At 68.0% G+C, this 13,248-nt stretch carries 10 protein-coding genes and 1 tRNA gene; 6 read left to right on the top strand and 5 right to left on the bottom strand.

From position 1 onward, the window contains the following. Position 1 precedes the first annotated feature (1 nt). From DJ018_RS03725 to DJ018_RS03710, 4 genes are all read right to left on the bottom strand, one after another. Complete coding sequence (locus DJ018_RS03725) at positions 2-574, bottom strand: LptA/OstA family protein (RefSeq protein ID WP_111513529.1); 573 nt, start codon at positions 572-574, stop codon at positions 2-4. 12 nt (positions 575-586) lie between these two features. Continuing rightward, the gene (lptC, locus tag DJ018_RS03720; RefSeq protein WP_111513528.1) at positions 587-1,210 is read right to left on the bottom strand and encodes an LPS export ABC transporter periplasmic protein LptC; all 624 of its coding nucleotides are present in this window, start codon (positions 1,208-1,210) and stop codon (positions 587-589) included. A 7-nt stretch (positions 1,211-1,217) separates the two neighbouring features. Beyond that, positions 1,218-1,835: a ribonuclease D gene (locus DJ018_RS03715; protein ID WP_111513527.1), complete on the bottom strand. Its 618-nt coding sequence runs from the start codon at positions 1,833-1,835 to the stop codon at positions 1,218-1,220. 47 nt (positions 1,836-1,882) lie between these two features. Continuing rightward, a tRNA-Leu gene (locus tag DJ018_RS03710) sits at positions 1,883-1,969 on the bottom strand. A 156-nt stretch (positions 1,970-2,125) separates the two neighbouring features. Between DJ018_RS03710 and DJ018_RS03705 the strand changes: the two genes are divergently transcribed. After that, positions 2,126-3,103 (top strand): complex I NDUFA9 subunit family protein, encoded by a 978-nt coding sequence (locus tag DJ018_RS03705; protein WP_111513526.1) that lies wholly within the window; start codon positions 2,126-2,128, stop codon positions 3,101-3,103. An 85-nt stretch (positions 3,104-3,188) separates the two neighbouring features. On the opposite strand, the gene DJ018_RS03700 is transcribed toward DJ018_RS03705, so the two are convergent. Next, positions 3,189-3,989 carry an undecaprenyl-diphosphate phosphatase gene (locus tag DJ018_RS03700; protein WP_111513525.1) on the bottom strand — a complete coding sequence of 267 codons (801 nt, stop codon included), beginning with the start codon at positions 3,987-3,989 and terminating at the stop codon, positions 3,189-3,191. 212 nt (positions 3,990-4,201) lie between these two features. Here DJ018_RS03700 and DJ018_RS03695 point away from each other — a divergent pair, with 212 nt between their 5' ends. From DJ018_RS03695 to queG, 5 genes are all read left to right on the top strand, one after another. Next, positions 4,202-5,650, top strand: a complete 1,449-nt coding sequence (locus tag DJ018_RS03695; protein ID WP_111513524.1) for an NAD(P)-dependent oxidoreductase — start codon at positions 4,202-4,204, stop codon at positions 5,648-5,650. A gap of 5 nt (positions 5,651-5,655) precedes the next feature. Next, positions 5,656-10,215, top strand: coding sequence for a glutamate synthase large subunit (gene gltB, locus DJ018_RS03690; RefSeq protein WP_111513523.1), 4,560 nt, complete (start codon positions 5,656-5,658; stop codon positions 10,213-10,215). Between the two features lie 88 nt (positions 10,216-10,303). Next, entirely contained in the window at positions 10,304-11,245 is a 942-nt protein-coding gene (locus DJ018_RS03685) for a cation diffusion facilitator family transporter (RefSeq protein WP_111513522.1), read from the top strand. A gap of 90 nt (positions 11,246-11,335) precedes the next feature. Then, entirely contained in the window at positions 11,336-12,022 is a 687-nt protein-coding gene (gene fzlA / locus DJ018_RS03680; RefSeq protein WP_111513521.1) for an FtsZ-binding protein FzlA, read from the top strand. Continuing rightward, positions 12,003-13,229: a tRNA epoxyqueuosine(34) reductase QueG gene (queG, locus tag DJ018_RS03675; RefSeq protein WP_111513520.1), complete on the top strand. Its 1,227-nt coding sequence runs from the start codon at positions 12,003-12,005 to the stop codon at positions 13,227-13,229. The genes fzlA and queG overlap by 20 nt, the downstream gene beginning before the upstream one ends. Positions 13,230-13,248 lie beyond the last annotated feature (19 nt).

The following is a 13,248-nucleotide window of genomic DNA, read 5'->3' as shown; positions in this document are numbered from 1 at the left end:
GTCACCGGCTCCTGGCGGCGGGGGCGGACGCCTGTTGCTGCTGCGGGTAGAAGACGCCGCGGACGCGATTGGGTCGGTTGCGGCCCTTGCCAGCGGACTCCATCTGGCCCTCGCCAGTGCGAGTGTTAACCACCATCCGGCCGCCGCGCAGCACGTTCTGGCCCTGCACGGCGATGACGTCGCCGGTGATGGTCAGGGTCTCGCCGGCCGCGTCATAGACGGCGTTGTCGCCGCGTACGCGCTGCTGGGGCGTGACGTAGTAGACGTTGCCCTTGGCCTCCATGCGGGTGAGGTCGCCGCAGCCGCCGCCCGGCTTGCCCGGATTGGAGCCGGCCTTCTGCATGATGGCGATCAGCACGTCCGAGCGCAGACGCGCGGTGTCCTGCAAAGCTTCGACGTTGCCGCGCCAGGTGGAGCTGCACTCGTTGTTGTTCGCCACGAGCTCGTCGGCGGCGATGTCCACCGGGCCTTTGGCGTTCTGACCCAGTTGCTGACCGAGCGCGGGGCTCGCCAGCAGGACGAGGGCCGTGGCGGCGATGGCCGTCTTGGTCCGGGAGATGTTCTTCGCTCGCATAAGCCGCCTGCTCTATTTCATGTCCAGGCGGGTGTGAACGCCGCCCTGGAAGATCATCCGCTCGCCTTTGCCTTGCACGGAATAGGACTTCGCGGTGATTTCTCCAAGGCCACCCGTCCCCTGAATAGGACCTGAACCCACCACTTCGCCCGTCTTGGTGTCGAACAGGGAGGCGGCCGTTTCGAAGGCGCCCTGGGCGCCGGAGAGCCGCACGCCCCCACGGACTTCAAGCTTGCGGTTGGTCTCGTCGTAGACCCCTTCGTGCGCCGTGATGCGCAGCGGATCGGGACCTTCCTCGTCGAGCACCAGGGCCGGCCGGTCCAGCAGCACGCGCTGATATTCCTGCGGGTCGCGGGTGGCGGCGGCGGCGGTGAGCACGAAGGCCCGACCCTTGTCGTCGCGCCCGACGAAGCGGGGGTTCACCAGGCGGATCGGCGCATTGGCGTCGCGCGGCTGCTCCGGCTTGGCGTTCAGGGTGTTCCAGACCACCGCGCCGATCATCATGGCCACGATGGCGGCGATCGCCGCCGGCAAGGCGACGCGCAAGGTGCGGATCAGCCGGGAGCGCCGGCGCCAGCGCTCGAACCCGGTCCGTCGATCCGCCGCCGGTATGATGGACAGGTCGGGCGCCGTCATCGGCGCCTCAGGAATGAGCGAAGATGTCGACGTCTTCCCAGCCGGCGACGTCGAGCAGCGCACGGTGCGGAAGGAACTCGAAACAGGCCTTGGCTAGGGAATCGCGGCCCTCGCGGACCAGCATCTCGTCGAGCCGGGCGCGGACGGCGTGCAGGTGCAGGACGTCGGAAGCCGCATAGGCGAGCTGGTCGTCGGAAAGGCTCTTGGCCCCCCAGTCAGAGCTCTGCTGGGCCTTGGACAGGTCCACGCCGGTCAGCTCCTTGGTCACGTCTTTGAGCCCATGCCGGTCCGTGTAGGTCCGCGCGAGCTTGGAGGCGATCTTGGTGCAATAGACAGGCGCCGTCACCACCCGAAGGTGGAGCCAGAACATGGCGATATCGAAGCGGCCGAAGTGGAAGATCTTGGTGACCGCGGGATCGGTCAGCAGCCGCTTGAGGTTGGGCGCGTCATAGCTGGTGCGATCCAGCTGGACGACGTGGGCGTCGCCCTGACCGTCCGACAGCTGCACGACGCACAGCGGGTCGCGGCCAAGCCGCAGGCCCATGGTCTCGGAGTCGACCGCTACGGCCGATGCGCTGGCTAGCGCATCGGCCGGCAGGTCACCGTGATGCAGGAATGTCGTCACAGTCCTTACGCTCCGACGCCGTTTTTTCCGCCCCCACTTCGTAAGGGTGGTGCCCAGGAAAGGACTCGAACCTTCACGGCCGTTAAGCCACTGGCACCTGAAGCCAGCGCGTCTACCAATTCCGCCACCTGGGCCCGGTCCGTCGGATCGGGAGGCGGCTACATATGGCGCCTCCCGGAACGCGTCAACGGCGCCATGAAATAAGTTGTGGGCGGCTCGCATTGCGGCGCGCACGCCTATCGTCTATCCGCAGGGCCAGTCAGGGCTTTCAGAGAACCTCCGGCGCTTCCATGCAGAATCTTGTCACCGTGTTCGGCGGATCGGGCTTCATCGGCACGCAGGTCGTGCGACAGCTCGCCAAGGCCGGCTGGCGAATCCGCGTCGCGGTGCGCAACCCGAACCTGGGCTACGCCATGCGCCTGCACGGCGATGTCGGTCAGATCGACGTCATCCAGGCCAACATCCGCAACGAGGCCTCCGTGCGGCGTGCGGTGGAGGGCGCGACGGCGGTGGTGAACCTGGTGGGCGTGCTGTTTGAGCAAGGCCGTCAGGGCTTCCAGGCCGTGCACGTGATGGGGGCGCGCAACGTCGCCGAAGCGGCGCGCGATGCGGGCGTGACCCAGCTGATCCAGATGTCGGCCCTGGGCGCCGACATCAACTCGCCGTCCAAGTACGCCCGCAGCAAGGCTGAGGCCGAGGCGGCCGTGCGGGACGCCTTCCCGGGCGCCGTGATCGTGCGCCCCTCGGTGGTGTTCGGCCAGGACGACGGCTTCTTCAACAAGTTCGCCCAGATGGCCGCGCTGAGCCCGGTTCTGCCTCTGATCGGCGGCGGGCGCACCCGCTTCCAGCCGGTGTTCGTGGGCGACGTGGCCAAGGCGATCGCCCGCATGACCACTGATCCCGCTGCTGCGGGCGAGACCTACGAGCTGGGAGGTCCGGCCGATTTCTCCTTCCGGCGGCTGATGGAGATCGTTCTGGAGGAGACCGGCCGCCGGCGCATGCTGCTGCCGATCCCGTTTGGCGCGGCGGGCGCGCTGGGGGCTGTGGGCGACATCGTCGCCATGGTGCTGCCCCCGCCGATCACCTCCGATCAGCTCGAGCTGCTGAAGACCGACAACGTGGTCAGTGGCGCCTACCTGGGTCTCGCGGACCTAGGCGTCACCCCGACCACGCTAGAGTCGGTGCTGCCGACCTACCTTTACCGCTACCGCCGCGGGGGTCAGTACGCCGACCAGGAAGCGCGGGCGGTGGCGGGCGGCCAAGCCTAGGGCCCAGGCTCCAGCGCAGAAAAAGGAAAGCCCGGACCAGAGCTTGGTCCGGGCTTTTTCTTTTGCAGCCGAAACGCTTTTGGCGTCAGGCGAACTGCAGCAGCCCCAGGCCGATCACGCCGACGACGATCCGCCACCAGCCGAAGGGCGCGTAGCCGCGCTTGGTGACGATGGCGAGCATCGCCTTGATCACCACGATGGCCACGACGAACGAAACGGCGGAGCCGACAGCGATCAGGCCGAGGTTGTCGCTGGTCAGCTGGTCGCGGCTTTGCCACGCGTCGACGGCGAAGGCGCCGGCCATGGTCGGGATGGCCAGGAAGAAGGAGAATTCGGCCGCGGCGCGCTTCTCCACCCCCAGCAGCATGGAGCCGACGATGGTCGCCCCGGAGCGCGAGACGCCAGGGATCATGGCGAGGCACTGGAAGAAGCCGACGGCGAAAGAGGTGGCCAGGGGCAGGTTCATGGCGTCGGTGCGCCGCGGATGCGGGGCGAAGCGGTCGATCAGCAGAAGCACTACGCCGCCGATGATCAGGGAGATGCAGATCACCCGCGGGCTTTCGAACAGCACCTGCTTGATGAAGTCGTGGAAGACGAGGCCCAGGACCACCGCGGGGATGAAGGCCAGCAGGACGCTAAGCGCGAAGCGGCGGGCCCGAGGGTCGCTGGGCAGGCGCAGCAGCACGTTCCAGAGCCGGCTGAAGTAGAGCACCACAACCGCAAGGATCGCGCTCAGCTGGATCATCACCGAGAAGGTGTCCCAAAAGCCGGGGGGCAGGCCCATGGCGCTCTTGGCCAGGAGCAGGTGGCCGGTGGACGAGACCGGAATGAATTCCGTCAGCCCTTCGATGATGCCGAGAATGACGGCGTAGACCCAATCCGGCACTGCGGAGCACTCCTGAACGCGGCGAAGCTTCGAAAGGCCCGCATTATGGTGAAAAAGACGTTCATCCAAAAACGGGACTAAACGGAGCTCCGAAATTGGGCGTCCCGCAGCAACTTACGGCCAAGTTCCTGCTGATAGTCCAATATCGGGATGATCAACTTTTCAGCGCCCGCCGAAGAACGTAGAGGGCGAGCTGAGAGAAGGAGCGCCCCATGGCCGAGCGCATGCTGAAGTTCACCGTCACGCCGCGCAGCACCCCTGCGAAGCGCGAAGTCGCCGAGCGCAAAGGCGACTTCCACGAGATTTATGCGGACTTCATCGACGCGAAGGCGTCGGAACAGGCTTCGCGCTGCTCCCAGTGCGGCGTGCCCTTCTGTCAGTCGCATTGCCCGCTGCACAACAACATTCCCGACTGGCTGCGGATGACCGCTGAAGGCCGGCTGCAGGAAGCCTGCGCACTGTCGCAGGCGACCAGCTCCATGCCGGAGATCTGCGGCCGCATCTGCCCGCAAGACCGCCTGTGTGAAGGCAACTGCGTGATCGAACAGTCGGGCCACGGCACCGTCACGATCGGCGCGGTGGAGCGCTATCTGACCGACAAGGCCTGGGAGATGGGCTGGGTGCCGCCGCTGCAGGCCGGGCCCGCTCGTGGCCAGTCGGTGGCGGTGATCGGGGCCGGTCCGGCCGGCCTGTCCGCCGCCGAGCGCCTGCGCGAGATGGGCTACGCCGTCACCGTCTATGACCGGCACGACCGGGCCGGCGGCCTGCTGATCTATGGCATTCCCGGTTTCAAGCTGGAGAAGGACGTCGTCGAGCGCCGGACCCAGCGACTGGCCGATGGTGGGGTCGAGTTCCGCTTGGGCTTCGAGGTCGGCCGCGACGCCACCCTGGCTGAACTGCGGGCCAAGCACGACGCCGTGCTGGTCGCGACGGGCGTCTACAAGGCGCGGGACCTGGCCGTTCCGGGCGCGGGCTCCGAAGGCGTCGTGCCGGCGCTGGAGTATCTGATCGCCTCCAACCGCGTGAGTTTGGGCGATGCCGTGTCGGCCTATGAGGACGGCAGCCTCAACGCCGCGGGCAAGAACGTGGTGGTGGTCGGCGGCGGCGACACCGCCATGGATTGCGTCCGCACGGCGATCCGCCAGGGCGCGGCCTCGGTCACCTGCCTTTATCGCCGCGACCGCGCCAACATGCCGGGCTCGGTGCGTGAAGTCGCCCACGCCGAAGAAGAAGGCGTAGTGTTCGAGTGGCTGGCCGCGCCGCGGGCTGTCACGGGCGAAGCGCTGAGGGCCGCCGGCCTGCGCGCCGCGCGGATGCGGCTTGGCTCGCCGGACGCTTCGGGCCGCCAGTCGCCGGAAGAGATCGAGGGCGCCGACTTCGAGCTGAAGGCGGACCTGGTGATCAAGGCGCTGGGCTTCGACCCCGAGGACCTGCCGGGCGCGTTCCAGGCGCAGGACCTGGCGGTCAGCCGCTGGGGCACCCTGAAGACCGACTTCCGCAACATGATGACTTCGGTCCCGGGCGTGTTCGCCGCCGGCGACATCGTGCGGGGCGCCTCGCTGGTGGTCTGGGCCATCCGCGACGGCCGCGACGCCGCCGAAGCCATCAACCGCTACCTGATCGCCCATGCCAGCGCCGACGCGCTGATGGCCGCGGAGTAAGATCCATGACCGAGCACCTGACGGGTCAAGACTACGTCGATCACTACGAGCTCGAGCGGGCCAAGCTGATCGAGGCGAACGGCGGCTACGACATCACCGCGCAGCATGACGCCTGCGGCGTGGGTCTGGTGGCGGCCATCAACGGCCAGCCGCGCCGCGAAGTGGTCGAGCTCGCCATTCGCGCCCTGAAGGCCGTCTGGCACCGCGGGGCCGTCGACGCGGACGGCAAGACTGGAGACGGGGCCGGCGTGCTGCTGTCGGTGCCGCAGGACTTCTTCGCCGACCAAGTGGCCCGGATCGGCCACACCGTGCGACCCGGCCCGATCGCCGTGGGCCAGGTGTTCCTGCCGCGCACGGACCTCGCAGCCCAGGAGACCGCCCGGACCATCGTCGAGGCCGAAGCCCTGCGGTTCGGCTTCTATATCTACGGCTGGCGCCAGGTGCCGGTGGACACCTCGGTGATCGGGGAAAAGGCCAACGCCACCCGTCCCGAGATCGAGCAGATCATGCTCTCGCCGCCGGCCGGCATGGATGGCGAGGCGCTGGAGCGCGCCCTCTTCCTGTGCCGCAAGCGCATCGAAAAGCGCGTGGCCGCGGCCAACATCCAGCACTTCTACATCTGCTCGTTGTCCGCTCGGAGCCTGATCTACAAGGGCATGTTCCTGGCCGAGCACATCGACAGCTTCTACCCCGACCTGACCGATCCGCGGTTCACGGCGGCGGTGGCGGTGTTCCACCAGCGCTACTCGACCAACACCTTCCCGGAATGGCGGCTGGCCCAGCCGTTCCGCATGCTGGCCCACAACGGCGAGATCAACACGCTGAAGGGCAACGTCGGCTGGATGAAGAGCCACGAGATCCGCATGGCGGCCTCGGCCTTCGGCGACCTGCAGGAAGATATCAAGCCGGTGATTCAGCCGAGCGGCTCGGACTCCGCGGCGCTGGACAACACCTTCGAGGTGCTGGTGCGCGCCGGCCGCGACGCGCCTATGGCCAAGACCCTGCTGATGCCGGAGGCCTGGAACGCCCGCAACGAGGACCAGATCAAGCCGGCTCACAAGGCGCTGTTCGCCTACTGCAACGCGGTGATGGAGCCGTGGGACGGACCGGCCGCCGTGTGCGCCACCGACGGCCGCTGGGTCGTGGCCGGCAAGGACCGGAATGGCCTGCGGCCGCTGCGCGTGGCCCATACCGAGGACGGCTTGCTGATCGTCGGCTCCGAGGCGGGCATGTGCCGGGTTGAGGAAGCGCGCATCCTGAAGAAGGCCCACATCTCGCCCGGTCGCATGTTGGCGGTGGACCTGGTGGAAGGCCGTCTCTACGGCGAGGAAGAGATCATCGACCGCCTGGCGGCCCAGCACCCGTACGACCGCTGGCTGGGCAACATGGTCGAGCTGGAAGAGCGCATCGGCCCGGGCGCCGAGGAGCGCCTGTTCAGCCGCGAGGAACTGGTGCGCCGTCAGGCCGCCGCCGGCCTGAGCCTCGAGGACCTGGAGATGATCCTGGCCCCCATGGTCGAGGACGGCAAGGAAGCCGTCGGCTCCATGGGCGACGACACGCCGCTCGCGGTGCTGTCCAACGAGTACCGGCCGCTCAGCCACTTCTTCCGGCAGAACTTCAGCCAGGTGACCAACCCGCCGATCGACTCCCTGCGGGAGACGGCGGTGATGAGCCTGAAGACGCGCTTCAAGAACCTCGGCAACATCCTGGCCGAGGACGAGACCCAGACGGACGTGTTCGTGCTGGACAGCCCCGTGCTGACCACCGGCATGTACGCGCGGCTGGTGGAGGCGATCGGCGCCAAGAACGTCGCGGTGATCGACTGCACCATGCCGGTTCCGGCGGGCGACGCCCGCGCCGGCGACGCCCTGCGGGCCAACCTCGAACGCATCCGCATGGAGGCCGAGGATGCGGCCCTGCGCGGCTGCTCGACCATCGTGCTGTCGGACATGGGGACCGGGACCGATCGGGTCGCCCTGCCGATGATCCTGGCGACCGGCGGCGTCCATGCCTGGCTCGTGCAGAAGGGTCTGCGGTCCTACGTCTCCATCGTGGTGCGTTCGGCCGAGTGCCTGGACACCCACTACTTCGCGGTTCTGGTGGGCGCGGGCGCCACGGCGATCAACGCCTACCTCGCGCAGGAAAGCTTCCTAGACCGCCAGGAGCGCGGCCTGACCGGCGAGCTGTCGCTGCGCGAGCTGTGCCTCAACTTCAAGAAGGCCATCGAGACGGGCCTGCTGAAGATCATCGCCAAGATGGGCATCTCGGTGATCTCGTCCTACCGCGGCGGGCTGAACTTCGAGGCCGTGGGCCTTTCGCGCTCGCTGGTGGCGGAGTTCTTCCCCGGCATGCCGTCGCGCATCAGCGGCATCGGCTTGGCGGGCATTGAGGCCAAGTCGGTCGAGCTGCACAAGCGGGCCTGGAACCCCGCGGCGCTGAGCCTGCCGGTGGGCGGCTTCTACAAGGCGCGGCGCGCCGGCGAGGCCCACGCCTTTGAAGCGCGGATGATCCACACCTTGCAGTCGGCCTGCGATCGGGGCGACTACTCGATCTACAAGCGCTTCTCCGAAGGCATGGGGCGCCTGCCGCAGATCCAGTTGCGCGACCTGCTGCAATGGCGCACCGACGCCAAGGCGGTGGACATCGACGAGGTCGAAAGCGTCAACGAAATCCGCAAGCGGTTCGTCACGCCAGGCATGAGCCTGGGCGCCCTGTCGCCCGAGGCGCACGGCGCGCTGAACATCGCCATGAACCGGATTGGGGCCAAGTCGGTCTCGGGCGAGGGCGGCGAGGACCGTGAGCGCTACAAGCCGCTGCCGAACGGTGACAACCCGAACTCCGCGGTGAAGCAGATCGCCTCCGGCCGGTTCGGCGTCACCGCCGAGTACCTGAACCAGTGCCGCGAGATCGAGATCAAGGTCAGCCAGGGCGCCAAGCCCGGCGAGGGCGGCCAGCTGCCCGGCTTCAAGGTGACCGAGCTGATCGCCAAGCTGCGTCACTCGACGCCCGGCGTGATGCTGATCTCGCCGCCGCCGCACCATGACATCTACTCGATCGAGGACCTGGCGCAGCTCATCTACGACCTGAAGCAGATCAACCCCGACGCCAAGGTGACCGTGAAGCTGGTCGCCATGACCGGCATTGGCGCGATCGCGGCGGGCGTGGCCAAGGCCAAGGCGGATGTCATCCTAATCGCCGGCAACGTCGGCGGTACGGGCGCTTCGCCCCAAACCTCCATCAAGTACGCCGGCGGCCCGTGGGAGATGGGCCTGTCCGAGGCCAATCAGGTGCTGACGCTGAACAACCTGCGTCACTCGGTGAAGCTGCGCACGGACGGCGGTATCCGCACCGGCCGTGACGTGGTGATCGCCGCCATGCTGGGCGCCGAGGAGTTCGGCATCGGCACGGCCAGCCTGATCGCCATGGGCTGCATCATGGTGCGCCAGTGCCATTCCAACACCTGCCCGGTGGGGGTCTGCACTCAGGCCGAGGACCTGCGCGCCAAGTTCACCGGCACGCCGGACAAGGTCATCAACCTTTTCACCTTCATCGCCGAAGAGGTGCGCGAGATCCTGGCGCAGCTGGGCGCGCGCTCGCTGGAGGAGATCGTCGGCCGCACGGATCTGCTGATGCAGGTCAGCCGCGGGGGCGAGCACCTGGACGACCTCGACCTGAACCCACTGCTGGTGAAGGCCGACCCGGGCCAGAACAAGCCGTACTGCACGGTCGAGGGCCGCAACGAGGTGCCCGACACCTTGGACGCCCAGATCGTCCGGGACGCCGCCCCGCTGCTGGAGCGCGGCGAGAAGATGCAGCTGACCTACACGGTCGCCTCGACCCAGCGGTCGATCGGCACGCGGACCAGCTCGCACATCGTGCGCAAGTTCGGCATGGACGGCCTGCAGCCTGGCCATTTGACCGTTCAGCTGAAGGGCTCCACGGGCCAGAGCCTCGGCGCCTTCGCGGTGCAGGGCCTGCGCATCGAGGTGACCGGCGAGGCCAACGACTACGTGGGCAAGGGCCTGTCCGGCGCGACCATCGTGATCCGCCCCTCGCCGCACCTGGCGCGTCCGGAGCTGAATGCGATCCTCGGCAACACCGTGCTCTATGGCGCGACCTCCGGGCGGCTGTTCGCGGCGGGCCTGGCAGGCGAGCGCTTCGGCGTGCGCAACTCGGGCGCCACCGCGGTGGTCGAGGGCTGCGGCGCCAACGGGCTGGAGTACATGACCGGCGGCACGGCCGTGATCCTGGGGCCGGTGGGCTTCAACTTCGCGGCCGGCATGACCGGCGGCATGGCCTTTGTCTACGACGCCGACGGCAGCTTCGATAAGGCGCTGAACGCCGAAAGCGTGGTGGTCTGCGCCGTCGCCAATCCGCACTGGGAGCAGGTGCTGCGCGGCCTGGTGGAGGAGCATGCCCGCGAAACCGGCTCGCGCCTGGCCGAAGAGCTGCTGCGCGACTGGACGCGGGCTCTGCCGCGCTTCCGTCAGGTGTGTCCCAAGGAGATGGTCGGCCGGCTGAACCACAGCCTGGAAGCCGAGCAGCGGGTTTTCGAACGCGCCTAAGGTCGGATGCTCCCTATTCGGGGAGCATCCACCGCCTTGCGAGTCGTTTGCGCTGGATCAGGCGGCGCTCGCCGGTACTTTCCCGCGCATGAGCGAAGCCCATGGCCTGAGCGTTGCGCAGACCGCGGCCCTGACCCGCCGGGTGACCCTGCTGTCCGTGATGACGGCGGCGGTGCTGGTGGTGTTCAAGGCGGCGGCCTGGGGCGCGTCAGGTTCACTGGCGCTGGCGGCCTCGATGGCCGACTCGGCGCTGGACTTGGTGGCCTCGCTGGGCACCTTCTTCGCCGTTCGCTACGCCGCTGCGCCGCCGGACGCCGAGCACCGGTTCGGCCACGGCAAGGCGGAAGCCTTCGCCAGCCTCTTCCAGGCAGGCCTGGTGTTCGCCTCCGCCGCCTTGATCGCTCGCGAAGCCGTTGGGGACCTGCTGCACCCTCAGCCGATCGAGCAGGGCGCCTGGGCCATCGGCGTGATGATCGTGTCCTTGCTCCTGACTTTCGCGCTGATCACGGCTCAGGGCCGCGTCCTGCGGCAGGTTGCGTCCGTGGCGGTGTCAGGCGACCGCGCGCACTATGTCAGCGATCTGGCTTCCAATGCGGTAGCCCTGCTGGGCATCGGCGCGGCTTCCCTTCTGGGGCTGACCTGGCTCGATCCGATCGCCGCCCTCCTGGTTGCCGCCTTGCTGCTCTGGAGCGCCTTGGGCGTCTTTCGGGAAGCTTCCGACCAGCTGATGGATCGAGAATTGCCGGACGAGGACCGCGCCCGGATCGTGCAGATCGTCACCCGTGACGCGCGGCTGACGGACGTCCACCAGCTGCGGACGCGCGCCTCGGGCCCCTGGATCCACATCCAGATGCACGTGGACCTCGACCCCGAGATGACGCTGGAAGCGGCGCACGACATCGTGCTGGCCGCCGAGCACCGGCTGCTCGAGGCGTTCCCTGCGGCGGACATCATCATCCACGCCGATCCGCGCGGACGGGCGGAAATTCACACCGGACCCCTTGCCGCGCCCGAGCGGGCGCCACAGTAAACGCGCCCTTAAGGCCTGAGGCGTCAGTTGGACGTCTGTTTCCATCTGCTCATTTTTAGATCGCTCGGCGACGCCGGGCGTTAGCCGGTCATGAACGTCGAGCGCATCCTCCACCACTTCCCGCTGGATCCCGCCTCCCGGCAGGTGCGGCTTGCGCTGGGCGAAAAGCGCCTGCCGTTCACGGACAATCCGGTGCGCTATTGGGAGCGGCCGAAGGAACTCTCGCAGCTGAACCCCTCGGGCATGGTTCCCGTGCTGGTGGAGAAGACCGACCGCGGTACGCTGGTGCTGTGCGAGGCTCGGGCGATCCTGGACCACCTGGAAGAGACGGTGGTCGAGCCCGCACTGTTGGGCCGCAACGCCGCCGAGCGAGCGGAAGCGCGCCGGCTGCTGCAGTGGTTCGACCGCAAGTTCGAGTACGAGGCCGGCGGCTTCATCCTGCACGAGAAGATGGAGAAGCGGCTGCTGGGCCTGGGCGCGCCGGAGCTGGCCAACCTGCGTCAGGGCCGCGAAGGCCTGAAGAACCACCTGTGGTACATCGACCAGCTGCTGGCCGAGCGCGAATGGCTGGCGGGCAAGCGCCTGTCCCTGGCGGATTTCGCCGCGGCCGCCCATCTGTCGGTGATCGACTATTTCGGCGACGTGCCCTGGGGTGACTTCGCGTCCGTGAAGACCTGGTACATGAAGCTGAAATCCCGGCCGGCCTTCCGGCCTCTGCTCATGGACCGCTGGCCGGGCCTGACGCCCGCCAAGCATTATGACGATCTCGACTTCTAGCTCGCCTGAAGACCTGATCCGCGCCGAGGCCCAAGCGCTCGGCTTCGACCTTTGCCGCTTCACGGATCTCGACGACGCCTGGCCGGCGGCCGCGCGTCTGGAGCAGTTCGTGAGCGAAGGTCGGCACGGCGAGATGGGCTGGATGGCCGAGACGCTGGAGCGCCGCCGTCATCCGAGAGCGATGTGGGCAGACGCCCGTTCGGCGATCGTGCTGGGGGTCAATTATGGGCCCGACCGCGATCCGCGCGAGCTGCTGGCCGACTCCACGCGTGCGGCGATCAGCGTCTACGCCCAGGGCGACGACTATCACGACCTGATCAAGAAGCGGCTGAAGGCGCTGGCCAGGTTCCTGCAGGCGAAGTTCGGAGGCGAGCTGAAGGTGTTCGTCGACACGGCGCCTCTCCTGGAGAAGCCGCTGGCGGAGCGGGCGGGGCTGGGCTGGCAAGGCAAGCACACCAACCTCGTCAGCCGCGAATTCGGCTCGTGGCTGTTCCTGGGTTCGATCCTGACCACGCTGGAGCTCGCGCCGGACGAAGCGCCCGCCGTGCACTGCGGCCGTTGCACCGCATGCCTGGACGTTTGCCCGACCAACGCCTTCCCGACGCCGTTCCAGATCGATGCGCGGCGATGCATTTCCTATCTGACGATCGAGCTGAAGGGAGCGATCCCCCACGAGTTCCGTCCGGCGCTGGGCAACCGGATCTACGGCTGCGACGACTGCCTGGCGGCCTGCCCGTGGAACAAGTTCGCCCAGGTGTCCCGTGAGCAGAAGCTGCATGCCCGCGAGACCCTGCGCGGTCCGGGACTGGCCGAGCTCTCCCGCTTGGACGACGCCGCCTTCCGTGAGCTGTTCGCCAAGAGCCCGGTCAAGCGCATCGGTCGCGACCGCTTCCTGCGCAACGTGCTCTACGCCATCGGCAACTCGGGCGAGCCGGCGCTTGCGGTGGAAGCGCGACGGCTGCTGGGCGATCCCTCGCCCCTGGTGCGCGGAGCGGCGGTGTGGGCGTTAGGCCGGCTGCTGAGCGCGGAGGCGTTCGAGGCGCTGCGTGCGGCGCGGCGTCCGGTAGAGGCAGACAAGGACGTGCAGTCGGAATGGAATCAAACTCCGCTCATCCCCGCGAAGGCGGGGATCCAAGCTGAGTTGCTGGTCGATGCACCGCGCCTGCCTGAGCCGGCGCCGCATGGATCCCCGCCTTCGCGGGGATGAGCGGGGTACAGGGCGGGGC

This window comes from Phenylobacterium deserti (assembly GCF_003254705.1).
Lineage (GTDB): Bacteria > Pseudomonadota > Alphaproteobacteria > Caulobacterales > Caulobacteraceae > Phenylobacterium > Phenylobacterium deserti.
Note: the sequence above shows the minus strand (reverse complement) of the source record. Positions and strands in the feature narration are given on the sequence as shown.